22 protein-coding genes are annotated in these 23,983 nt (G+C 51.4%); 6 read left to right on the top strand and 16 right to left on the bottom strand.

The window, feature by feature from the left end; genetic code table 11:
• The 3 genes from L888_RS0112050 to L888_RS0112040 all read right to left on the bottom strand — a co-directional run bounded on the left by L888_RS0112050 (window position 1) and on the right by L888_RS0112040 (window position 5,015).
• On the bottom strand, window positions 1-2,661 hold the full coding sequence (locus L888_RS0112050) for a family 78 glycoside hydrolase catalytic domain (RefSeq protein ID WP_027953070.1): 2,661 nt from the start codon (window positions 2,659-2,661) through the stop codon (window positions 1-3).
• 36 nt (window positions 2,662-2,697) lie between these two features.
• Window positions 2,698-3,705: a LacI family DNA-binding transcriptional regulator gene (locus tag L888_RS0112045; RefSeq protein ID WP_005845216.1), complete on the bottom strand. Its 1,008-nt coding sequence runs from the start codon at window positions 3,703-3,705 to the stop codon at window positions 2,698-2,700.
• 77 nt (window positions 3,706-3,782) lie between these two features.
• On the bottom strand, window positions 3,783-5,015 hold the full coding sequence (locus L888_RS0112040) for an alkaline phosphatase family protein (RefSeq protein ID WP_027953069.1): 1,233 nt from the start codon (window positions 5,013-5,015) through the stop codon (window positions 3,783-3,785).
• 589 nt (window positions 5,016-5,604) lie between these two features.
• Here L888_RS0112040 and L888_RS0112035 point away from each other — a divergent pair.
• From L888_RS0112035 to L888_RS0112020, 4 genes are all read left to right on the top strand, one after another.
• The gene (locus L888_RS0112035) at window positions 5,605-6,918 is read left to right on the top strand and encodes a hypothetical protein (protein ID WP_027953068.1); all 1,314 of its coding nucleotides are present in this window, start codon (window positions 5,605-5,607) and stop codon (window positions 6,916-6,918) included.
• 115 nt (window positions 6,919-7,033) lie between these two features.
• Window positions 7,034-7,546 (top strand): hypothetical protein, encoded by a 513-nt coding sequence (locus L888_RS0112030; protein ID WP_015298572.1) that lies wholly within the window; start codon window positions 7,034-7,036, stop codon window positions 7,544-7,546.
• Window positions 7,543-8,238, top strand: coding sequence for a hypothetical protein (locus L888_RS0112025; RefSeq protein WP_027953067.1), 696 nt, complete (start codon window positions 7,543-7,545; stop codon window positions 8,236-8,238). The genes L888_RS0112030 and L888_RS0112025 overlap by 4 nt, the downstream gene beginning before the upstream one ends.
• A gap of 6 nt (window positions 8,239-8,244) precedes the next feature.
• Complete coding sequence (locus L888_RS0112020) at window positions 8,245-10,359, top strand: glycoside hydrolase (protein WP_027953066.1); 2,115 nt, start codon at window positions 8,245-8,247, stop codon at window positions 10,357-10,359.
• A gap of 222 nt (window positions 10,360-10,581) precedes the next feature.
• On the opposite strand, the gene L888_RS0112010 is transcribed toward L888_RS0112020, so the two are convergent.
• The 11 genes from L888_RS0112010 to L888_RS0111965 all read right to left on the bottom strand — a co-directional run bounded on the left by L888_RS0112010 (window position 10,582) and on the right by L888_RS0111965 (window position 21,891).
• Complete coding sequence (locus tag L888_RS0112010; RefSeq protein ID WP_027953065.1) at window positions 10,582-11,319, bottom strand: SIMPL domain-containing protein; 738 nt, start codon at window positions 11,317-11,319, stop codon at window positions 10,582-10,584.
• Window positions 11,320-11,479: 160 nt separating this feature from the next.
• Window positions 11,480-12,778 carry a tyrosine--tRNA ligase gene (tyrS, locus tag L888_RS0112005; RefSeq protein ID WP_027953064.1) on the bottom strand — a complete coding sequence of 433 codons (1,299 nt, stop codon included), beginning with the start codon at window positions 12,776-12,778 and terminating at the stop codon, window positions 11,480-11,482.
• Window positions 12,779-12,848: 70 nt separating this feature from the next.
• A complete protein-coding gene (gene yidD / locus L888_RS14245) occupies window positions 12,849-13,088 on the bottom strand; it encodes a membrane protein insertion efficiency factor YidD (RefSeq protein WP_005845231.1) in 240 nt (79 codons plus the stop codon).
• A complete protein-coding gene (rnpA, locus tag L888_RS0112000) occupies window positions 13,088-13,489 on the bottom strand; it encodes a ribonuclease P protein component (RefSeq protein ID WP_005845232.1) in 402 nt (133 codons plus the stop codon). The genes yidD and rnpA overlap by 1 nt, the downstream gene beginning before the upstream one ends.
• A 7-nt stretch (window positions 13,490-13,496) precedes the next feature.
• Window positions 13,497-14,252 carry a uroporphyrinogen-III synthase gene (locus L888_RS0111995; RefSeq protein ID WP_027953063.1) on the bottom strand — a complete coding sequence of 252 codons (756 nt, stop codon included), beginning with the start codon at window positions 14,250-14,252 and terminating at the stop codon, window positions 13,497-13,499.
• A 6-nt stretch (window positions 14,253-14,258) separates the two neighbouring features.
• Window positions 14,259-15,290: a DUF4271 domain-containing protein gene (locus L888_RS0111990; protein ID WP_027953062.1), complete on the bottom strand. Its 1,032-nt coding sequence runs from the start codon at window positions 15,288-15,290 to the stop codon at window positions 14,259-14,261.
• A 6-nt stretch (window positions 15,291-15,296) separates the two neighbouring features.
• Window positions 15,297-16,586, bottom strand: coding sequence for a methionine adenosyltransferase (metK, locus tag L888_RS0111985; RefSeq protein ID WP_027953061.1), 1,290 nt, complete (start codon window positions 16,584-16,586; stop codon window positions 15,297-15,299).
• Between the two features lie 108 nt (window positions 16,587-16,694).
• On the bottom strand, window positions 16,695-17,093 hold the full coding sequence (locus L888_RS14580; RefSeq protein WP_156925012.1) for a hypothetical protein: 399 nt from the start codon (window positions 17,091-17,093) through the stop codon (window positions 16,695-16,697).
• 143 nt (window positions 17,094-17,236) lie between these two features.
• Window positions 17,237-20,056 carry a M16 family metallopeptidase gene (locus tag L888_RS0111975; protein ID WP_027953059.1) on the bottom strand — a complete coding sequence of 940 codons (2,820 nt, stop codon included), beginning with the start codon at window positions 20,054-20,056 and terminating at the stop codon, window positions 17,237-17,239.
• 74 nt (window positions 20,057-20,130) lie between these two features.
• On the bottom strand, window positions 20,131-20,898 hold the full coding sequence (locus L888_RS0111970; protein WP_027953058.1) for a porin family protein: 768 nt from the start codon (window positions 20,896-20,898) through the stop codon (window positions 20,131-20,133).
• A gap of 66 nt (window positions 20,899-20,964) precedes the next feature.
• Complete coding sequence (locus L888_RS0111965) at window positions 20,965-21,891, bottom strand: site-specific tyrosine recombinase (RefSeq protein ID WP_005845239.1); 927 nt, start codon at window positions 21,889-21,891, stop codon at window positions 20,965-20,967.
• 161 nt (window positions 21,892-22,052) lie between these two features.
• Between L888_RS0111965 and aroQ the strand changes: the two genes are divergently transcribed.
• Together aroQ and L888_RS0111950 are read left to right on the top strand one after the other, a co-directional pair.
• Window positions 22,053-22,475: a type II 3-dehydroquinate dehydratase gene (gene aroQ / locus L888_RS0111960; protein ID WP_027953057.1), complete on the top strand. Its 423-nt coding sequence runs from the start codon at window positions 22,053-22,055 to the stop codon at window positions 22,473-22,475.
• A 190-nt stretch (window positions 22,476-22,665) separates the two neighbouring features.
• Window positions 22,666-23,403 carry an O-methyltransferase gene (locus L888_RS0111950; protein WP_027953055.1) on the top strand — a complete coding sequence of 246 codons (738 nt, stop codon included), beginning with the start codon at window positions 22,666-22,668 and terminating at the stop codon, window positions 23,401-23,403.
• 39 nt (window positions 23,404-23,442) lie between these two features.
• On the opposite strand, the gene L888_RS14715 is transcribed toward L888_RS0111950, so the two are convergent.
• Both L888_RS14715 and L888_RS14575 read right to left on the bottom strand, forming a co-directional pair.
• Window positions 23,443-23,598 (bottom strand): hypothetical protein, encoded by a 156-nt coding sequence (locus L888_RS14715; protein WP_169732678.1) that lies wholly within the window; start codon window positions 23,596-23,598, stop codon window positions 23,443-23,445.
• 178 nt (window positions 23,599-23,776) lie between these two features.
• Window positions 23,777-23,959, bottom strand: coding sequence for a hypothetical protein (locus L888_RS14575; RefSeq protein WP_156925011.1), 183 nt, complete (start codon window positions 23,957-23,959; stop codon window positions 23,777-23,779).
• Window positions 23,960-23,983 lie beyond the last annotated feature (24 nt).

The raw sequence follows: 23,983 nt of genomic DNA, 5'->3' as shown, positions 1-23,983 counted from the left end.
CTAATGTTTATTTTTAGTTTCCTCGTACACAAAATGATGATGTCCGCTTTGCAATTCCTGCTTCTTCCCATCAACCGAGAGCGTGGCAGACGTGTTGGCAGGGATTTCCACATCGAGCACGATGCGTCCGTGCCTGCGCACCCACTCCGATTTAACCATGCCCATCGGTGAACGATACGATCCCCTGGCCCAGTCGAGTCCTTTCACGAAATAGGGCTGCAAGAGGATATGCTTGAAACCAGGCTGGGCCTCATCATAATTGATGCCGGCCAGATACTGATACATCCACGCATGAATATCGCCTAAAAAGACATGATTGAGCGAGGCGTCCTTAAAGGTTGGCGAGAGATTCCACGTCTCGGCCAGTGAGGTCAGCCCGCGCTTGATCCAGTTGCCCCATGAGGGCGCCTCCGTGCGGTTGGCAATCTGGAAAGCCTGGTCGGCATAACCATACTTGCAGAGCATGCGAAGAATGGTCTTGCTGCCCAGCATGCCGCAGTCAAGAGCCCCGCCGTTGGCTGCAATCATCTGGCTGAGATTGTCGGCCACCCGCTGTTCATACTCCTTGGGCACCAGCCCCAGATAGAGAGCCACGCCCTGCGCTGCCTGTGAACCGTTGGAAAAGAGTGCCTTTTCACGATCGAAGTATTTGCACTGAATCAGTTGTCTGAGATATTGCGCTTTCTGTTCATAGGCCGTTCCGTCCTTTCCCAACAATCGGGCAAATTCTGCCATCAGCCGGTTGTCAAAGTAATAGTAGCAGGTGGTCGTATAATCGGTTGGTGTCTGGGTCTTGTAGTACACCCAGTCGCCGATGCCATAAGTCACCGTCTTCTCTGCATTTTCCCGACCTTTCAGGTAGTTCAGATACTTCACGCACGCCGGCCACATCTTCTCTATCGGGCGCGTGTCACCATAATAATAATAGAGCGTCATGGGAATGCCGAACATGGCGGCATCCCATACAGGGCCAATCCAGTCGTCATATCCCCATTGGGCAGAGGGAATGATGCCGGAGATGCGGCCCGAATCGTTCTGATTGTCCAGAAAATCGTCCAGCCACTTCTCATACAACAGGATTCCGTCATAGTTGAGCAGGGCCAAGTCCATGCTCATGTGAGCGTCGGCCGTCCAGCCATTCTTCTCGCGCTGAGGACAATCCGTGGGAATGCTCTGCAGATTGGAGAGATAGGACACGTGGGTGGCTGCCGACAACTTGTTGAACAACTCGTCCGAACACTCAAACATTCCCACAGGCTCGAGAGCGGTATGGAAGAACTCGGCACGCAGACTTTCCTTGGTCAGATGTACAGGCTGCGAGGTCCTGACCTCTACATACTGGAAGCCGTGATAACAAAACTGGGGCGAAAGCTCTTGCAGCTCGCCGTTGAGCATATAGGTATCAGTCTGGAATTCCTTGTCTTCCATCGGAGAATAATAGCAGGCTATATTCCCCACCTCCAGTCGGTTGTTGGGCAGTTTGATTTCGCCATGCTGGAGCCGGACCTGCGTTCCCGAATTGCCCTGGATGCGCAATTTGCAGAAACCCGAAATGTTCTTGCCAAAATCATAGATGAAAAGCGTATCGCCCTGCGACCGGAACCCTTGGGCACCCAACTCCTCCGATACCCGTATGGCCGGCATTTTCTGGGCTGCAAGCAAAGGCGAGGGGGCACTGACTACCATGGCCTCTTGCCAGCCACTGTCGTCATAGCCGGCCAATTCCCAGCCTTTCTTTTCCAGACGCGAATCATATTTGTCGCCGGCATAGATGTTGTTGACCAGATAAGGGCCTACTGCCGTCCTCCAACTCCCGTCCGAAAGGATTTCCCTGACCGTCCCGTCTTCCATCTCCATGCGGAGCATGCAGGTCATACGGGCGCGATTGCGCCAGCGGGCCGACTCAAATCCCCATGTAGCCACCTTGCCTATCTCGTTATAGAAACCATTGCCAAGCACGGCACTGATGACATTGGTACCTTGCCGAAGCAAGGAGCCAACGTCGTAGACACTGTAAAGGTTACGCTTGTCATAATGGGTATATCCGGGATTCAACAAGTCTTGCGAAACAGGACTTCCATTGATCTTAAAACACCCATAGGCCGCCGCACTGCAATAGAATCGGGCTTGCCTGACATGCACGCCATCCACTTGGAACGACTTCCGAAACATTGGGGCCGGCTCAAAGTCCCGATGACGACCATCTGTGATCCAGAGTGCACGCCAATCGGACGTTCGCATCAAGGCAGTCTCAAAGCTTTCTACCGGCGAATCGATTTGCCGCCCACGCTGATCCCAAGCAATGACACGCCAATAATAGCGCGTGAACGGCTGCAAGTCTTTTCCACGATAGACCGCCCGGGATAGAGAAGACGTGACAATACCCGAATCCCACACCAGTCCTGCCGGAACCTTTTCGGCAAGTTTTGTGGCATCCGTACCAACAAGAATGCGATAGCTACGCTGCCGAAAGTCCCCATTAGCTTGGAAATTCCATGTCAAACGTGGCGAAGACGCATCTATGCAAATCGGTCGAACAGAATATTCACAACGCATGCGCGAAATGGACTGGGCGTTCATCAACCCGTTTGTATGCAGGACACAACCAAGCAGCAGGAGCATCCGATATAAGTGCCGCATCCTTTTCATCTCTTGATACATAAGCCGGGGGATTTGATGGGAACTAAAGTATTGCTATTAATAATAGGTGCACTTGAGACTCACCTCATGAATAGGGAACTCCGCATCACCATGGGTCTGCCGGAATTCTATGTTCTTGACCAATATATTGACCGATTCCTCTGCAATCTGCTCCACGGGCATGCGGGCAATCTGCATGGACGGGGCGATGCACTGAAAGGCCGGCATGCCATGAATACACGAGAATTCGTAGCTGGCATAACTGACATGACGATCATGGAAATACTTGAATGCCGCCAAACACAGGATGTGAGTGGTGAAGAAGAAGCCGTCAACATCGGGAACTTGCTCCAGAATACGGTCGAGCACCGGATAGATTCCCTTTTGGTAATCATTGAAACCCACCTCTCCATACAGGTTGGTATCCAGCTCTATTCCCGATTCGAGCAGGGCATTGCTATAGCCCTCACGGCGCATGTTCATTGTCCGAAGATGCGAGTTGGTGGTGATAATGGCTACCTTTCGGCATCCACGGCCCACCATATTCTTGACAAGCCGATAGCTGCTGTCCCCGTTGTCCACAATCACATAGTTGGTCTTGACCTCCGGATAATAGCGGTCGAAGAGTACAAATGGGAAGTGCTCCTCCATCAGTCGGTCTATTTCCACTCGCGAAATCTTGGTCGGTGCCAGGACGATGCCATCCACCTGCTTGGCCTTGAACATCTGAATAAGGTGGCGCTCGCGCTCCGGATTGGATTCAGAATTACCAATCATCACGTAGAAACCTGCCCGTTCTGCACTTTTCTCTATAGAGCTGGCCACCTCAGAATAGAAAGAGTCCGTAATATCAGGAATAATCAATCCTATGGTACTCGTCAACCCCGTATTCAGACTTCGCGCTATCAAATTGGGTTGATAGTTCATTTTCTTGGCCATGGCACACACCTTGTCTTGCATGGCTGTGCTGATTCCTCGCTCGTCACCTTTTCCTCCCAATACCCAAGACACGGTGGTCTTCGATACATTTAAGGCCTCTGCTATATCTTTTAAAGATGCTTTCATGTTACCTTTATTATATTAACTCGGACAGATGCAACGATTAACAAAGATCTATCGAGGGATATTCCCATGACAAGATCTCAAAATATGTTCCACCATCGCGTCAGATGGGCACTCGGTGTAACCACGACAAATTTATAAAGTTTCGACTTCGCAAGTTGACTCATGTCCACAGCAAATGATTGGGCCGCCGCTTTCACCGTCCCGACTTTCTGCCATTCATCATGTCCACCCGTTGCAAAATGATTTGTAGGAACTGCATAGATTGTGGCCATCTCTGAGGGTTCATGACATTCCCAAGTCAGCACCACCTGATCGTCATACTTTGTAGCATAAAGGTTGGTAATGCCCTGCTTGCCATAAAACGACATTCCATCCTGCTCATACGCCACAGATTCAGGCATGCCGAAGCCCATCCACTTGCAAATGGTTGGGTTGATGTCGACATGGCTGAGCGACGACTCCTTGAAATGGGGATTGACTTCTTTCAGATTAGTCGACACCCACACCGTGCGTTCACGAACCGTCTGGCCGCCGTGTCCAAAGCCATCCACGTAGCGTCCATGGTCTGTCGTAACGATGACCAGCCACTCTTCGTTGAAGTTATTTTCCCTGTATTGAACGGCTTCCCATACTTGCGCCAGCAAACTGTCCGTCTTCATCACATAGGTATCAGAGTAAGAACCGCTTCCATGACTATGGAAAGCATCATCCGTATACCAGAGATAGAGCCAACTTAAGTCTGGTGACTCGGTACGAATGCTTTTGGCAGCATCTGCCGAAACTTGGCAGTCTATGTCAAATACGTGCAGTTCGTCTGGCTTGTGAGGGAATCTGATGGTATCAAGGTCATAACCATCGTACACATAATCCACCTGCAAATTTCCGGCTTCTGGCTTTCCCGCCCCCAACAATATTGTACGATTGTCTGTCCATCCCGTATAGATGGCTGTCTTCACCGGACGTTTTTGCGCCTTGGCGATACGAAAGATGTTCCAATAATTATAATTGATATGGATGTTTTCATTGCCCTGGACATTATGCTTGTTCATCCAAGTTCCCGTTAAAATATTCGTATAGCCAATGGCCGATATGGTTGGTGTCTGCGAATACATGCTGATTTCACCTCCGCACAGTGCGCGGCTATAATGACCGTGACCGGCAATATCCATAATGGTTGGAGGCTGAAGGCGTTCCACGCAGTCTGCTGGAATACCATCTATAATTACAAACAGAGCCTTATGCGTCTTGCATTCCCCAATCAATGCCGTCATCAACGACACTGCAATGATTATTAATCTTAATTGTTTCATCAGCGTTTAATATTTGAATTACTTAAACGGTTAATCACCGCAAAGATAGGTTTTCCATACCAAAGTTGGTATTTCTCTTAACATTAATTAAGCTATTCTTTGCCGAACTTTCTTAAATATATCCCTTTTTCTATCCAATACACATTATAAAACACTAATAATCAAACCATTAAATTATACATTTACGGACTTGTCAACTCTGCATTGATGAAGACAAGACAAAAACAATGATGGGCTTTCAGATACACATTATTATAATAGCAACGCTAAAATACATGTCTATATATTAATTATATTTAATTTTTCACCATTTAATGGCCAAAGTGTTGCATCATATTGCTTTTTTATCTATCATTGCAAAAAGCTGCGGTTTAACCGTTAAAGCAACACAATTACACGCTGTTTGTTGGAAAACAATAGAAAAGACCCATGGCGATGGGGTGTTCCATTACAAGATGAAGAGTAGAAAGAGAAGCACAAAAAGCATGCTATCTCTATAATACACCACAAGATTACTTTTTTAAAAGTGAACGAAAGAACTACATTCTCATCTGAAAATGAATATTACTAACTTCTAAAAATAAGCAGTATGAAGAAACTATTTACCTTTGCAATGGCAGTGATGACCTCGCTCAGCCTCTGGGCTGTAGAAGACGACATCAATGAATACGTAAACAACAACGCCAATTACATGGGCGTTTTGTCGAACACACGATGGTGTGACCACAACATCGGCACAACATCAAGTATGGAATATGGCAACTACTACCAATGGGGAAACATCCACGTTCAAGGTAGTTACAATGCGGCTTCATACGGTAATATGTATGAAACCATCAACACAACGGATATTGCAGGCTGGTACAGCGCACCCAATTGTTGGGATGTTGCCATGTGCTACGGAGAAACATGGATTAAGTCGCTAACCATGGTTCAATGGCAGGAACTGATTGACAACTGCACATGGAAATGGTCTGACGATGACAAAGTGTACTATGTCACAGGACCCAGTGGAACGACTATCGTTCTTCCCGCAGCTGGTTATAAAGATGGAAGAAAGGCCATTCATGCCGGTACCGACGGATATTACTGGACTACTACACGAAACGAACAGAATACCAAAGAGGCTTATTGCGTACATTTCAACAAAGACAAAATTGAGATTATACCCATGGAGCGTGCCTATGGTCTGAGCGTACGGCCCGGTATACCCGGATTTATTTTTGATGAAGAAGCGGACACAAATCCCGTTCCTCTGGGCCAATACAATGTATTTGCCTCGTTGAAAACCTCTTTCGAGGAAGACGTATGGAGACCCATTTGCGTACCCTTTACCATCAACCAAGAGGATGGACATTGCAATCTTTTGGATATTGTGAGTAAAGTGGCTGTATTTAAAGGCATTAAAGACGGAGTGGCTCAGTTTGAAACCTTGGAAATAGGCAATGGAATAGTGTGTGGAACTCCTTATCTTGTGTTGCCGGCATCGGGCTACAATAGCACGATGGGAAACCGTCTGATTAATGGAGAGGGGACGGTGGGCGCCGTGACAGAGGGCACAGCCACTTACCAAGGTACATACACCAAGAAAGTCATACCAGCTGGAGCATATATTTTTGACGGCAAAAACTTTGTCAAGAGCAATGGAGAATTGGAAGCAAAAGCCAATACAGCCTATCTTGCCATCACAGAATCCAATATGCCGGAAACACTCGCATGCGCCATAGATGGCAAAGTGCTCGATGAGAATCTTGCCGGTGTAGAGATGCAGCAGTCTGATATTAAAGTAAACGTCTATAATCTTCAAGGCATGTTGATAAGAACTGCCGTAAAGCAGCATAAGGCTCTTGACGGATTACAGCACGGTGTTTATATCATCAATGGAAAAAAGGTTTGCAAATAAAAGCATTATAGTCCATCGCTGAATCTTCAAGAGACTCTGCGTCATACCTAAAATGTCCCACACGGGATAGCTATTCATACTATTCCGGTGGGGACATTTCAAATTAAAATACACCATGAAGATCATCAAACACAGACATTGCACGCAACCATGGCCCTTACGGATTATCGTCATCGTATGGCTGTGTATAGGAGCTGCTGCCTCCGTTATGGGTGAAGAAACTCATATCATGATCTGGCAGAAGACAGGAGGAACCGTGTCCTATGCTTTGTCTGCCAAACCAAAAATCATATATCAAGGAGATACACTCCTACTCCAAACGGAAAATATAACCATCGCATATCCCGTAACCAATCTGGATAGAATTACTTTCGACCATACAGCAAATGGTATTGCAGCTGCACACCAGAACAACTTGCCGCATGGTACCATCACTGCAACACCGGATGGCATCAGCATCCAAGGCTTCGAACCATCTACCCCTATTTATGTCTACTCCCTCGACGGAAAAATTGTCGCAACTCACCGAACAGATAACAATGGCTCCCTATGCTTTCGATTTCCCTCCTCTCAAAGGTTGTTTATCGTAAAAGCAGGATTATCAACTATTAAATTGGTTCGTCCATGAAACGCTATATCATCCTCATAACCATGCTATTGGCCATCAAGAACATACAGGCTCAAAACAAAATGATTATTAGGGATATTGACGGCAACACTTTCACTTATTCACTCAACGAAGTGGGAATTGTAGAATTCGATGAGGGTGGACTTGAAGCTGTCAGTCTCGGATTACCCAGCGGAACGCAATGGGGATCCTGTAATGTGGGAGGGCTACATCCCGAAGATGCCGGAAACTTCTTTGCCTGGGGCGAACTTACTGACAAAAGCATCTATAATCTTGTGCAATACAAACTCTATGATACCGTACATGGCACTTACCCTTACGAAGATATTTTGGAAGATATTTCTGCATCAAAATATGACGGGGCGACCTCAAATTTAGGAAAGCCGTGGAAGATTCCAACCAAAACACAAATGGAAGAACTCATAAAGGAATGTGCTTGGACATGGACTATCACAAATGGCATTGAGGGATACACCGTTACAGGGCCCAACGGGAAGAGCATATTTCTACCAGCTGCCGGTAAGCGCATCAATCTCGAACATGAAGATAAAGGAATATCGGGATACTATTGGGCCTCATCTCTGGCCGATCGGAGCGATCAGGAATCTTTCACTTTAGAAATACGCAACGGAAAAAAGACTATCGATTATGAATACAGATATATGGGTCTACCCATCCGGCCTGTACAATAATATATTATGATTATGATGAAACGTTTCTATATTGGGTTAATCACTTTCCTATCTGCCACACCTATTTTCGCACAGACCCAAATGGTGGTCAGGCAAAAGAGTGGCGGAATGAAAGCCATTCCCATCACTTCTATCTCGAATATCACTTTCGGTGAAGAACGTCTCAAAAGCATAGACCTTGGGCTTCCCAGCGGGACTTTATGGTCCAATTGCAATCTCGGTTCCACTTATCCAGAGGAATATGGTGACTTCTTTGCTTGGGGAGAACCCATACAAAAAGCAAGCTTTACCCAACAAAATTATCTTTATTATTCCAATGGCACCTATACTGCCATCGGCAACAATATTTCATCAACCAGTCATGATGCTGCCACAGAGAATTTAGGAGGCCAGTGGGCCATCCCCACTATCCAACAGCTACAAGAACTCATTGACCACTGCACGTGGACCTGGAACAGTTATAACAACATTCCTGGGTACACTGTAACCGGAACCAATGGTAATAGCATCTTTCTGCCTGCAAACGGTAACTATTACGATGGCACTACGCATGACAACATTGGCACCTGCGGCTTCTATTGGTCAGCCAATCCCGGAACACAAGCAAGGAATGCACGATTCTTAGGATTTAAAAAAGGAGAATATACTATCCAAGAAAACACAAGAGATCTCGGATTCTGCATCAGACCTGTTACTCATCAACCCGAGGACCAACCCCTGCAATTGTCTGTTGGTAATCCGACTGGTGTATCCTTGCAGGGTATCGGAGTAGAGTTCGATCCACATTTTCTAACAGCATGCCTCGCCAAAAATGACGGCGCCAAGACAGAAGACTGGGACAACGTTATAGTCCCCCGTGTCAAACAAATGAAGCCCCACAATTTCAGGGTATGGGTCATGTCTCAATGGTTCGAGCCAACTAATGACAACAGCGATCCCTATACCATCGACTGGAATGCGCTGAACTTTGATACAAAAGAGATGCGAGCTCTATGTAAAGAGCTTGATCTTGCCCAGGAGATTAATGCAGAAGTCACTATCGTCTTCTGGGGTGCATCTGTAGGATCTTGGATGGCTGGAGGACAAACAGGGAACTGGCTATTTGTGCCCAAAGATTATGATGAGTGGGCAGAGAACTGCGCCATTTTAGCCAAATATCTTATCGACACCAAGCATTATACCTGCGTAAAGATGCTCACCCCCATCAACGAACCTAACTTCTACTATGGACACTTCCAGTACATGACAGCTGCCAACTACTCGATCATCTGCCATAAGATAGCCGACCAGTTGGAACGATTGGGCATCAAAGATAAGATTTCACTCAACCTGAGCGACAATATCCACGATGACATTGACTTTCTGGCAAAGGCATGCGAGAATGTGAAAGATGTTGCGGGCATGTTCAATTCCCACTGTTATCGATTTGGCTATGAAAGCTCCAACGAAGAAATAGGAGCCTGGGAAAAACGAAATGTAGATTTAGCCAAAGCTGCTGGCAAGATGCACTTTGTCGGAGAGTTTGGCAGCAACCGAACAATGTTGTCTGCCCGACAAGCCGATATAGACTATTACCGGCGAGGCATACTCATCGACCGTCTTGTGCTCAACTTCTTGAACTACGGAGCTTGCGGATGCAGCTACTGGCAACTTTTCGACGAGTGGTACAGCGCCCATGACAGCTATGCCTCCATGCAACAGCTTGGTATGTGGCGCTATGTCAAGGATGTTTATCGCAATGAACCCTATTACTACAAATTGAAATACGACTATCAGCCACGTCCGCAATATTATGCTTATGGTCTCCTTACCCAACACATCCGTCCAGGAGCCGATATTCACCCTATCTCCATCAATCAAGGAAAGATGGCTGCCACTGCCTTTAGAAATGTAGACGGCAGGTGGGTGTACGTCTTCGCTAATCCAGACAACACATCTTATACCATCGACCTGACCAACAAATACCATAACCAGAGCAATAAGTTCAGCGTATTCCGCTATATGGCCGACAAGCTACCCTATGACGACAAGCTACTCGCCCCCGTAGATGAAGTGGAAGCAGGAAACCATCTTTACTGTAAAATACCGGCAACAAGTGTTGTTCTGATAAAGGAAAAATAGAAAATCCATTTAAATTGGAAGATACGAAAAGACGCCAAGCGTTGAGAAATCAACTGCTTGGCGTCTCTTCATGTTGTCCTACGCGGACTCGAACCACGACTGAGAGAACCAAAAACTCTAGTGCTAGCCATTACACCATAGGACAATCTGGCATGCAAAGATAATGCTTTTCGGGGGAAAAGCCAAACTTTTTGCCATTGATTTTTTAGGGCCACAACAAAATTAGTCAGCCTTGTAGACGGCCTTGACAGTAATGCTGGCCACTTTCTCCTTGCTGTCTGTATTGAATGTGCCGCCCCAGCTGTAATCCTCGTTGCTGTTCTTGCCCACAATCTGGAAGACACCCATGGCCGACGACTTGAGGTTGCCCACATGGGCGTCACAACCCTCGGCAATGGTTTTGGCACGCTCCAAGGCATTGGCGCCGGCGGCATGGAGCATCTCCATCTTCAGGTCGTTGAGCCGCGTGTAGTAGTAGAGCGGAGAGCTGCTGCTGAAGTCGATGCCGCGTCCGTAGAGCTCTGAGATTTTCTGATACACCTGTTCCACCGTGGCCAGCTGCGAGGAGCTGACAGAGAGAGTTTGCGAAACAGAGAAGCCATTGTCTATCGAGAAATAGCGTTGCTGGCTACTGTCGTATTGGCTCTTGGTGAGTTTGGTAATGTCGGCACTGCCCGAACTGATCGAGCTGTCGGCAATACCGTTCTGCCGCAGATACTTGCGCACGGTGGCCACCGACCGCTCAAACTCGGCAAAAGCGCCGCTGCGCGTACCGGCTTCGCCGGTCACAGTAATGTTCCACACGATGAGGTCGCTCGTAATTTCCTTTTCGGCCATGCCCGTTACGGTAATGGTCGACGCGTCCTGACGGAAATGAGTGAGCCCTCTGCCCAGCAACCAACATCCGGCCACCAAAGCAACACTGGCCAATACGGCCACAGAAAGTTTCAGTTTGTTCATAGATTCCATTGCGTTTATTGCATTTGTTTGAAGCATTGATTCTATGGTTGCAAATATAGGGAATCTGTTTGAAGCAGCAAACAACGGAGCGTTAAAAATGCTTTGCAGTCCATGCACGAGGAATGTGTCGCTGCTTCAATTATATTTCCCTGGCTGAAATTTATTTTATTGTGATGAGATAATAGTTTTTCTTGCCGCGCTGCACGAGCAGATATTTGCCGTCAATGAGGTCGTCGGCAGTGACCGGGCGGTCGAACTCAGCAAGTTTCTCCTTGTTCAGGCTCACGCCGCCACCCTTTACCATCTTGCGCATCTCGCCCTTGCTGGGGAAAATGTCCCAGCCATCCTGACAGAACAGATCAATGGCCTTGCCGCCAAGCTCGCTCTGCGACAGCTCGTAATGGGGCACATCCTTGAACACATCGTTGAGCGTAGCCTCGTTGAGCTGGGCCAACTGTTCCTTAGTAGCCTTGCCGAAGAGAATGTTTGAGGCGGCAATGGCCATGTCGAGGTCTTCCTGCGAGTGTACCATCACGGTCACCTCCTCGGCCAAGCGCTTCTGCAATACACGGCGACCCGGATCCTGACTGTGTTCAGCTACGAGGGCATCGATAGTCTTTTTGTCCAAGTCTGTGAATATCTTAATGTATCGTTCGGCATCGTCGTCGCTCACGTTGAGCCAGAACTGATAGAAAGCGTAGGGAGTGGTGCGGTTGCGATCGAGCCACACATTGCCGCTTTCGGTCTTGCCAAACTTCTTGCCGTCGGCCTTGGTGATGAGCGGACAAGTAAGGCAGTAGGCTTCTGCCTCGTTGCCCAATGTGCGGCGAATGAGCTCCGTACCGGTAGTCATGTTGCCCCACTGGTCGTTGCCGCCCAGTTGCAGACGCACACCATAGTGCTGATATTGATAGAGGAAGTCGTAGCCCTGAAGCAGCTGATAGGTGAACTCCGTGAACGAAAGGCCGTCCCGAGCCTCGCCGTTGAGCCGCTTCTGCACGCTGTCCTTGGCCATCATGTAGTTCACGGTGATGTGCTTGCCCACGGTGCGCGCGAAGTCGAGAAATGTGAAGTCCTTCATCCAGTCGTAATTGTTCACCAGTTCAGCCCTGTTGGGATCGGTGCTGTCGAAGTCGAGGAACTTGGCAACCTGCTTCTTGATAGCCTCCTGATTGTGGTAGAGTGTTTCCGGATCGAGCAGGTTACGCTCCTGGCTCTTGCCCGAAGGATCGCCAATCATGCCCGTGGCACCACCCACGAGCAGATAGGGCTTGTGGCCGCAACACTGCAGATGGCGCAGCATCATAATGCCACAGAGGTGGCCAATATGAAGAGAATCGGCTGTGGGGTCAGTGCCCAGATAGGCCGACACCATGTTTTTCATGAGGTATTCTTCCGTACCCGGCATGATTTGGGCCAGCATGCCTCGCCATTTCAGTTCTTCAACAAAGTTTTTCATTCCAATTGGTTTTAAGCCCAAGGGGCCATGGTAAATATATCAAATGCGGGGCGCCTCCCGAGAGGACAACTTACGGAACCGGGTCATAGCCGCTTCCACCCCATGGATTACACCTCAAAACACGCCACACGGCCAGCAAAAGCCCTTTTACCGGCCCATGCTTGAGCAGGGCCTGACGGGCATATTCCGAACAACTCGGCGTAAAGCGGCACGACGATGGCGTAAAGGGCGTGATGAACTTCTGGTAGAATACGATGGGCAACACCAGCAACCACGCCAGTCCTCGCAACACGACACGCACCAGCTGCATCATACCTTTGCCTCCTGCTGAATCCGCTCACCCACCCGGCGCAGCAGGTTAACCACTTTCCGTTCTACTTCTTCACTGGCATGCAGCTTGTTGTCAAGCCACACAAAAGCAATCGCCGCAGGCTGTCCCACCAATGTCTTGTGCCGGCGATAGGCCTCGCGCACCTGACGCTTCACATGGTTGCGCTTCACGGCCCGCTTGAAACAACGCTTGGGCACGCTCACCAGCATCTCTGACAAAATCCCGTCGTCAGCTGTTCCGCCCTCTGCCAGCAACATATAGACCACTCTCAAAGGAAAAGCCGACATCGAGCGGCTCTGGCCGCCCTTGAAGAGGACTTCTATCAGCTTCTTGCTGCACATCCGCTCCTCCTTGGTGAGTCTGGACTGTCCTGCCGGCATGCGTGGGTTATTGTTTTCCGTTCTCTTTTTCGAGAAAGTCTTTCAGTGCACTCACCATTGAGGGATACTCCTTGGTTCCTGCTACCAAGGCTGGGGTAAATCCGGCATCGGCAATGGCCTTGCCCGTAGCCGGGCCAAAGGCACCCAGCTTGAGCTGGTTCCCCTGCATGTCGGGAAAAGCCTTGGTGAGATAGTTCACGCCTGTGGGCGTCGAGAAAATCAGCATGTCATAGTCAAAGTGCTTGATCTCCTCATCGCTGAACTCATTGCTCAGCGTGCGGTACATCACACATTCGGTATGCGTCAGCCCCTTGGCATCGAGCTTGTCCTTAATGTCGTCGTTGTGCACACTGCTCAGCGGCACCAGGTACTTCTCGAGCTTGTGCTTCATCATCAGAGGAATCAGATCATCTATCTTACCCGTAGTGCCGAAGAACACCTTGCGCTTGCGGTATTGCACGTATTTCTGGATATAAAGCGAGATGGTCTCTGTCACACAGAAATACCTCATGTCCTCGGGAATGTTCAGACGGAGCTCTTTGGCCAACATGAAAAAGTAGTCGATGGCATGACGCGAGGTGAAGACGATGGCCGTGTGTGAGAGAATGCTCACTTTCTGCTGCCGAAACTCTTTTGCCGTGAGGCCTTCGACCTTGATAAAGGGACGAAAAATAAGTTCCACGCCATATTCTTTCTCGATGTCGTAATAAGGAGATTTCTCACTGGCCGGCTTGGGCTGAGATATCATGATCTTCTTAATCATCTTGTATTAAAAATTAATTTTCAAATAACTGTCCGTCAGCACCAGAGCTCCCCACAAGGCACCGAGTGGCATCAATTCAAGTGCACAAAAGTACAAAAAACTTTGCAGAAAAACACCGCTCTTTCTGAAAAAGATAATAAAGGTCTTGTAAAAAGCCAGAAGCTTTACCAGAATGATGACAAACATCGTGTAGACAACCGTGCCCTCAATGGAGAATCCAAAGTAGGCCAGCAGCATCACAACGGGGAAAAGAGCCAAGCCCTCGGTGGAGGCAAGAAAGAGTGCAGACTTCATCCATTGTTCGTTTTTTTTCTTTTCAAAAAACACCCAGTCCACCACCGCATAGAGTAGGGCTTTCAGCAAAAAGTAGACAGCCATGATGCCGGTATAGGTACCGATGATGAGGTATTGTGGAATGGTGAACGACTCATCGCCAAAGGTATTGGTACGAAAGAAGAAGATCAGGGCAAAGAGCAGACACGTCTGCAACACGAGGAAGAGCTGAAACCGCAGTTCGCTGCTTGTTTCTGTAATCACGGTGGTGCCCTCACGCTGGGTGCGGAAGAAGTTTTTGAACTGCCGTTGCAGGAAGTTGCCCGACTTGGCGACGGCCACCGTGGCAAAGACAAAACAGCCCAACAGGATGGATGTAATGAGATTGTCGCCGCCGATGGTGTAGGGAACGGGGTCGCCAGCCACGCCTTGCCGATAGACGGCATACTCGGGGCGATAGATAGAATCGGGTTGTACCAGCGAACGGCCATGGTACATGGGTTTATCGAGCGAGAAGCCCGAGGGCGCGTCGGCACGGGTCTGCGGCGTGCACATGGGGTTGTGGGCTTTGGTCCAGTCCACCTCCGGGAACTTGTAATTGGCCCTGATGGCCGAGTCCTGCTGCCAGGGCGTTGCCGTGCGGGGCAGCCAGCTTATAATCTCGCGGGGCGAGTGGTAGCCATCATGACGAACGCTGGAGGCCTCTTGTGACGAGGCTTCCAGCGTTTCTATATCCGCATGTTGGATGGAATCTTGCTGCATCATAGGCTATCAGAGCCCAAAGGCCTTGCGGATTCGCTCCACTTGGTCGAGCTTCTCCCAGGTAAAGAGCTCCACGTCCATCTCCTCTTTCTCATGGTAAAGACTGGTAAAAATCTTCTTCACCACCTGGTTCTTGCGGCCCATGTGTCCGTAGGCGGCCGTCTCGAAATACATGGGCTGGCGCAGCTTCAGCGTGCGTTCGATGGCTTTCGGACGCAGGTCGAAAAGCCGGCCTATCTGCCGGGCAATCTCGGCATCGGTGCAGTCCACGTGGCTGCGACCGTAGGTGTTCACGTAGATGCTCACGGGTTCGGCCACGCCGATGGCATAGGCCAGCTGTACCAGTATCTCGTCGGCCACACCGGCAGCCACCATGTTTTTAGCAATGTATCGGGCGGCATAGGCAGCCGAACGATCCACTTTGGAGGGATCCTTGCCCGAGAAAGCACCGCCGCCGTGGGCACCGCGCCCGCCATACGTATCGACAATGATCTTACGACCCGTGAGACCGGTATCGCCGTGGGGGCCGCCAATGACAAATTTGCCCGTAGGGTTCACCAGATACTTGATTTCATCGTTGAACAGTGTCCGCAACTTGTCGCCGGCCTCGGCCATCACACGCGGCATGAGGATGCCGACCACATCCTGACGAATCTGGGCCAGCATGGCCTCGTCGGCCCGTAGCTGTGCCTCGCGCGTGTCGTCCTCGGGCTGAATAAAGGGATCGTGCTGGGTCGACACCACGATGGTGTCGATGCGCAGCGGCTCGTTGTTCTCGCCGTATTCTATGGTTACCTGGCTCTTGGAGTCGGGACGCAGATAGGTCATCTGGCGGCCCTCCTTGCGAATCTGTGCCAGTGTGTACATAATAAGATGTGCCAGGTCGAGCGTGGCGGGCATGTAGTTGTCGGTCTCGTTGCTGGCATAGCCGAACATCATGCCTTGGTCTCCGGCACCCTGGTTGTCCTCTTCCTCACGCGACACGCCGCGGTCTATGTCGTCACTCTGCTCATGAATGGCGGTCAGAACACCGCACGAGTTGTAGTCGAACTGGTATTCGGCCTTGCTGTAGCCAATGTGCTTGATGGCGCGGCGGGCCATGGTCTGCAAATCAATGTAGGCACTGGAGCGCACCTCGCCCATGATGACCACCTGGCCGGTGGTGACGAACGACTCCACGGCGCAGTGCGACTTGCTGTCGTAGGCAAGAAACTGATCGAGTATGGCGTCTGAGACTTGGTCGGCCACCTTGTCGGGATGTCCCTCAGACACAGATTCTGACGAAAATAAATATGACATAAGATGTTGAGAATAAATGAGGCCGGCCTGCATGCCGGGCCAATGTAATGCTTATTTATTTCTGAGGGGATAAAGCGCAGGAGGATGCAGCCGCCCGTAGGCTTTGGGTTACAAAGTTACGAAGAAAAAGGGAACGTGCAAAGCAAAAGGATGAAATCCATCGGTTTTTGCCAAGAATGCTTGTTTATTGTTCCAAATGTAGGGGCCGGCCTCTGTGCCGGCCCCTACGGCAATACCCTCATTCCATTCGACAACCAAACCCCATTTCCCAGGTTTGGGAAAAGACGAACCAATGAAAAAATGGCGTTCCCAAGGGTGGGAAACGATAAACCGATGAAAAAATGGCGTTCCCAAGAGTGGGAAACGATAAAATGAAGAAAAAATGGCGTTCCCAAGAGTGGGAAACGATAAAATGAAGAAAAAATGGCGTTCCCAAGAGTGGGAAACGATAAAACAGAGAAAAAATGGCGTTCCAAGGCCTTGGGAACGATGAACCCCAAAAGCCATGGTCTGGCTTTTGGGGTTCACTGCTATTAAGACATGCCGGAGGCAAATTGTCCGCACATCGAAACGGTTGGTGGCAAGTTGTCCGCGCATCGAAACAGTCGGCGGCAGACTGTCCACGCACCGAAACGGCCCGACGGCGACGCCTACTCCTGCGGCAGCATCACCACGCTTACCTTGTTGGCACCGGCAAGATAGTCCTTTACAAACTGAGAGATAGCCGCCGGCGTGATGCTCTCCACGATGTACTTGTACTCGGTGTAGGAGTCGAGGCCCATCATGTAGTTGTTCATCACCACGCCGCTCCAGTAGCCGTTGGTCTTGCTGTTGTCGTCGATCTGCTTGAGCATCAGCTTCTGAATCTTGTCCACCATTTCGGCGTCGCACTTCTCGGCCAGGTTGTTGATTTCCTCGTCGATAATCTTCAGTGCAATGTCTTTCTTCTCGGGCTTCATGGGGCAGTAGGCCAGAATCTGTCCGATGTGGAATCCATCGTCGGCCACGCTCATGCCGCCCTGCGCACCGCAGGAGTAGGCAGCGCTGGCCTCCTCGCGGATTTCGCGCAGATAGACCATGGAGAGCACCTGCCCGGCCACGTCGGCCTTGATGGAATTTTCGAGCGAATAGGGTATCTTGTGGTTCAGCCACACCACGATGGAGTTGGCCTTGGGCGTCTCCATCTTGCGGTAAAACGTGTTGTCCACGCTCTTCTCGGTGAGCCGCGAGCTGCGCGTGCCCACGGCATTTTTGCCTTTGGAGGGCAGGGCTCCCAGATACTGGCAGACGAGCGGACGGATGGTGGCCTCGTCAAAATTGCCGATAATCTCGAACAGCCAGCCGTTGGCGTTAGCCGTGCGCTCCTTGGCCATCTGGAGGATACGGTCGTAACTGATGTTCTTCACATCGTCGAGCAGCATGGGTGCATTGCGCCAGTTGTGCTCATAGAGGGTTGCAGAGAGCGAGTCCTGGAAAGCAATGTCGGGGTTCAGCTCACGGTTTTTGAGACCAACCATGTACTGCTGGATGACGTTGTTGTAGGAGTCCTCATCCTTCTTGATGTTGGTGAAGTAGAGATAGGTCAGTTGTAGCATGGTCTCCACGTCCTTGGGTGTGGAGCTTCCGCTCACGCTCATGCGGCGTTCGCCCATGGTCAAGCTGGCGTTTGCAATCTTTCCGGCCAGGGCCTTGCTCAGCTCGGTGCTCGAGAAGTTGCCCAGACCGCTGGCATCGATCACCTGGTTGAAAGCCTGCAGGTTGGCAAAGTCGGCCCGTCCGTAGTTGGACGCGCCACTGCCGCCCAAGCCGGTGAGCATCACTTGGTCTTTCTTGTAGTCGGTCTTCTTCAGCAGCACGGTCACTCCGTTGCTCAGGGTCAGGATGTCATAGTCGAACTTCTTGCTCTTCTGCTCTTTCTTGATTTTGCCGGCGGTGGGCAGCGTGGTCATCAGCGGCTCGTCCTTCACGTTGTCCACATAGGCCCCCACCTGGGCGGTGCGGGCCTCGTGCACGGCGGCGAGCAGCTGTTCGGCCGTGGGATAGACGGCACCCTCGGCCTCATTGTTGAAGTTCAGTATCACCAGATTGGTGTCGCTCTTGCTCACCAACTGGGGCAGCACCTGGTTCACGGCCTCCAAGGGGATGGCGGGCACCAGCTGCTTCATGGTCTGATAGCTGTAGTCGATGCCCGGCATGGGCTCGTTGTTGAGGAAGTAGCCCAGTATCTCGCCGTAGAACTGCTGCGTGTAGCGCTTGTCCTTGTTGGAGTACATCTTGTCGAGCGAGCTCAGCGTGCTGCTCTGGTAACGCTTGTACTCGGTAGCCGTGAAGCCATGGTCGGCAGCCTGGCGCACCACCATGTAGGCGGCTTTCAGGGCGGCCGCCGTCTGGCTCATGTCCTTGGGCGAGACGTCGAGGCTGAAAGCGTCCTTGGTTTTGGCAAAGATATAGTTGCCGTCGCTGGTCTGGGCACCCACAAAGGGGCAGTCGGCTTTCTGCGCTGCCTCCACGAATCGCTGGTTGAGCATGTCGAGAGCGGCATTCTTCACATAGTTCTGCACCAGATAAGGCAGCTGTTGTTTCAGGCTGTCGGGGAAGCTCTCGTGCTTCATCATCAGGCTCACCACCGACTGCTGAAACTCCTTGTCCTTGTCGATGATGACGATGGGCTCGGCATTGTCGGGCACGGGTTCGGACACGAGGGCAGCCTCGTTGTCGGGGTTTTTAAAGCCGCCAAAGAGGGCTTTAATCTGTGCTTCCACGTGGTCCACGTCCACATCGCCCACGACGATGATGCCCTGGTGCGAGGGATGGTACCATTTGTGGTAATAGTCCACCAGCTCCTTGCGCTTAAAATTGTCCACCACCGACATCAGGCCGATGGGATAGCGCAATCCGTACTTCGAGCCGGGATAGAGCTTGGGCAGGTTGCGCTCGAGCATGCGGCTCTGGGCCGACGTGCGCAGCCGCCACTCCTCGTGAATCACGCCGCGCTCTTTCTCTATCTCTTCCTGCTCCAGCGTGAGGGCCGACGACCAGTCGCTCAGGATGAGCAGACACGAGTCGAGCGTGGACTGCCGCTGGGTGGGCACGTTGTCGATGTTGTACACCGTCTGGTCTATGCTGGTGTAGGCGTTCAGATCGGCGCCGAACTCGATGCCGTGGGTGCGGCACCACTCGATGAGGTTGTTGCCCTTGAAGTGGGCCGACCCGTTGAAGGCCATGTGTTCCAGGAAGTGGGCCAGGCCGCGCTGGCTCTCTTCCTCCTGGAGGGAGCCCACTTTCTGCGCAATGTAGAAGTTGGCACGGTGCTCGGGCCAGTTGTTATAGCGAATGAAATAAGTGAGGCCGTTGGACAGCTTGCCCATGCGCACCTCCTTGTCCACGGGCAGCGTCATGTCGGGCATCTGGGCCTGCACGGTGCCGGCCAGTAGTAACAGCACACCCGCAATGAGGTTTCTGATTCTCATAAAACGATGTTGATTAAGTACCATATTAATAATGAGCGGGCAAAGTTACGCCTTTTCCTCGAAAGGGCCAAAGGCTACAGCCCGATTCGATAGCCTACGGTCAGCGCGAAGCTGCTGTTGCGGAACGTGGGTTTCGACGGTACCCAGTCGCCGCCGGCTATGTTGGTCACGCCGAGATTGTAGCGCAGATCTATCACCACATGGCTCACTTCGTAGGACAAGCCCATGGGTATCGACACGTCGAGGCTCAATATGCTTGGCTTCTCGGTGCCCGCAACATACATCCCATCGGGTGTGTTGCCGGTGAGGGTGAGCTTGCCTTTCTGCTTCTTGTCTACGCAGAAAGCGGGCTGCACGCCGGCTTTCACGGCCAGACCTTTATAAATATAGAAGTTGGCCAACACCGGCACCGACACATAGTCCAGCGCGAGGCTCAGCCCATGAACCGACACCGTGGCCTTGAGGTCACTGTCGTAAGTGTCGAAACCCTTGAAGTTGACGCCCTGACGGCTGTACAGAGCTCCCAGCGTGAGCCCCCACTTGGGGCTGAACTGATACTGCGCCTCGGCGCCGACAACCAGTCCCAGCCGCTCCGTCGTCCTGTCCGTGCCGTAGCTGCTTGTCACTTGAATGGGCGCTCCGCCCGGGTTCGGCACGTCCGCAGGACGCGCATACACCATCCCGACCGTGGCCCCGGGGTGGCCGGTCACGCTCGACACGGCAACGCCCACTTTCGGCGTGATGCTCCAAGTCTTGGGTTGGGGTTGTGCGGCGGCCGTGAGGGCCGACAGCAGCAGACCGGCCGTCAGTGCACCGGTTCCGATACATAGATTCTTTTTCATTTGTTGTTACGATTATTTTTGATTGAACATTTGTTTTCCGTGTGGCCCGTCCCGCCGGCCGTCGGCTCACTTGCAGCCGCGCGCAATGTTGCGCGGATGGTGCTGCAGAATCTCCTGCCGCAGCGACTCGTCGTCCATGTGGGTGTAGATTTCGGTGGTACCGATGTCGGCATGGCCCAGCAGGGCCTGGATGACGCGCAGGTCGGCGCCACCCCGCAGCAGGGCCGTGGCAAACGAGTGGCGCAGCGTATGGGGCGAAATGGTCTTGTGAATGCCGGCCAGTTCGGCCTGACGCTTAATCATGATGAGTATCATCACGCGCGTGAGATGGTGGCCGCGCCGGTTCAGAAACACGTAGTCTTCCTCGCCCGGCTGGATGTTCATCTTGCGGCGGTCGTCAAACCAGAGGTCGAGCTCGTGCAGGGCACGGTCGGAAATGGGCACCAACCGCTCCTTGTTGCCCTTGCCCAGCACGCGGATGAACCGCTCCTCGGCATAGAGACAAGAGAGGCGCAGGTGCGTGAGTTCGGACACACGCAGCCCGCAGGAGAACAAAACCTCGATGATGGCACGGTTGCGATGGCCCTCGTTGGTCGAAAGGTCGATACTGTCTTCCAGTGCATCCACCTCGGCCGTAGTGAGATATTCGGGCAGGTGGCGAGGCAGGTGGGGCGACTCCAGCAGCTCCGTGGGGTCCACCTCCAGGTAGCCGTCGAGCACCAGATAGCGGTAGAAAGCCCGCACGCCGCTGAGGATGCGTGCCTGCGACTTGGCCCCGATGCCGCGCTCGTGAAGCGTGGCGGCAAAATGTTGCAGGTGTTCCAGCTTCACTTCGAGCGGTCCCAGCCGTTGCGTGCCGAGATAGCCGAGCAGATGGGTCAGGTCGTGACGATAGGCCTCCAGCGTGTTATCGGCGTAGTTGCGCTCCAGCTTCAGGTAGCGCACATAGCGGCGAACCATGTCGTCCACGGGATGGTTATGGGCTGTTTTCATGGGTTGTACAGAGACGCGGGCCGGTATCGCCGCAAATAAAATCTGCTCATTTGCTTTGCCTTTTCTCCGTTTTGGCTTAACTTTGCAGGAGCGACGACGCCCTTGTCGGCTTGCGTCTTCGCTGCAAAGTTAGCAGAAACCCTCCAAATAGCAAAACAAAAATGAAGAAGATTCTGATTCTTAACGGCCCCAATCTCAACTTGCTGGGAGTGCGCGAGCCGGGCATCTACGGCACTTGTTCGTTCGACGACTATCTGCCCGTCCTGCGCAGCCGATTCCCCGAGCTGGAGCTCCACTATTATCAAAGCAATGTCGAGGGTGAGCTCATCAACAAAATGCAGGAGGTGGGGTTCACCTTCGACGGCATCGTGCTCAATGCCGGGGCCTACACCCACACCTCTGTGGCCCTGCTCGACTGCATCCGCTCGCTGCGTTGCCCGGTCATCGAAGTGCACATCTCCAACGTGCACCAGCGCGAGGAGTTCCGCCACCACTCCATGATTTCGGCCGGTTGCAAGGGCGTTATCTGCGGATTCGGACTCAAGGGCTACGAGTTGGCGATAGAAGGAGTTAGCAATTCATAATTCAAAATTCAAAATTGGCTGCGCGGGAGCCGACAAGCCCGACTGCTGCCTGTGAGCGTTTGTGCCTACCATGAAGTTGGCCCGCACTGCCCCTTGCAGGGATTCGACAATGGCTTTGAAAAGAATCGACAACGACTTTGAAATGATGAGAGAAAAGAACATTTCCTGCTCCAATTTTGAATTTTGAATTATGAATTTTGAATTAATAAATTATATTTTGGCGCACAGCGAACCCGAGGGCGACTATCTCTACCGCCTCTACCGCGCCACCAACATCCACACCATCCACGGTAGAATGGCCAGCGGACACCTGCAGGGCCGGCTGCTCAAGATGCTCGTCATGCTGCAACGGCCGCGCTATATCCTGGAGGTGGGCACTTTCTCGGGCTACTCGGCCATCTGCATGGCCGAGGGATTGCAGGAAATTGACCGGGAGAACCGGCCTTTCCAAATTCAACAAAACCATTCAAATTCTGCAACATCGCCTGGGATTGCCGACTCCTCCCCCACTGCAAACGGCACGGAAGAGGGCCCCAAGCTGTTCACTTTCGAGATTAACGACGAGATGGAAGACTTCACGCGGCCGTGGATCGAGGGTTCGTCCGTGGCCCGCTTCATCGACTTCCGCATTGGCGATGCCTGCACCGAAGCCCCGAAACTGGGTGTAAAGTTCGACATGGCCTTTGTCGACGGTGACAAACGCCACTATGTGGAGACCTACGAAGCCCTGTTGCCACTGATGAATCGCGGTAGCCTCATTCTGGCCGACAACACGCTTTGGGACGGCCACGTGGTGGATTCGGCCTACGACCACGACCCGCAGACGCAGGGCATACGCCGATTCAACGACCACATTGCCCGTGACTCCCGCGTGCAGCAAGTCATCCTGCCCCTGCGCGACGGCCTTACCCTTATCCGAAAGAAGTAGCCAACGAAACGGAATGGAATACATTCCACTTCATTTCATTCATCCATGCAGGATATAATAAAACGCTTCGCCCACATCCTTTCCAAATTGGAAGATGACAAAACAGGCAGCAGACGCCAAACCAATCTTCATAAAAGCATGCTGTTCGGCCGTTTTTAGAATGTACGTCCACCATTTACGAAGTTCTCTTTCCATATCAAAATGTAATTCAAGAAATTGTTAATGACACAAGGGTTGCAATAGAATCATCATTCACCCACGATTGCAAAGTTAAACGATTTCCCGCACATTCATTTCATTTTAGGATATATTTTTATAAACCAGAGAGGAACAACAAGGATGAATATGCTGCATCTTTGTTATATCCTGATACTTAACGCCTTGCAGATGAACCCGCAATCGCGCTGCAATAACGCCGTAAACGCAACGCGATAACGGCGTAATCGCCGGGCGTTTGCGGCGTAATCATCGGGTGACGAGGCGTTTTTCGCGACACGATGACGGCGTGGCGGCACGCATTTTTCCGGCTTTCGCTTTGTGCTTTCTCCTTTTTCATGTAACTTTGCATACATCTTTTATA

This window comes from Hallella seregens ATCC 51272, from assembly GCF_000518545.1.
GTDB classification, from domain to species: Bacteria; Bacteroidota; Bacteroidia; order Bacteroidales; family Bacteroidaceae; genus Prevotella; species Prevotella seregens.
Note: the sequence above shows the minus strand (reverse complement) of the source record. Positions and strands in the feature narration are given on the sequence as shown.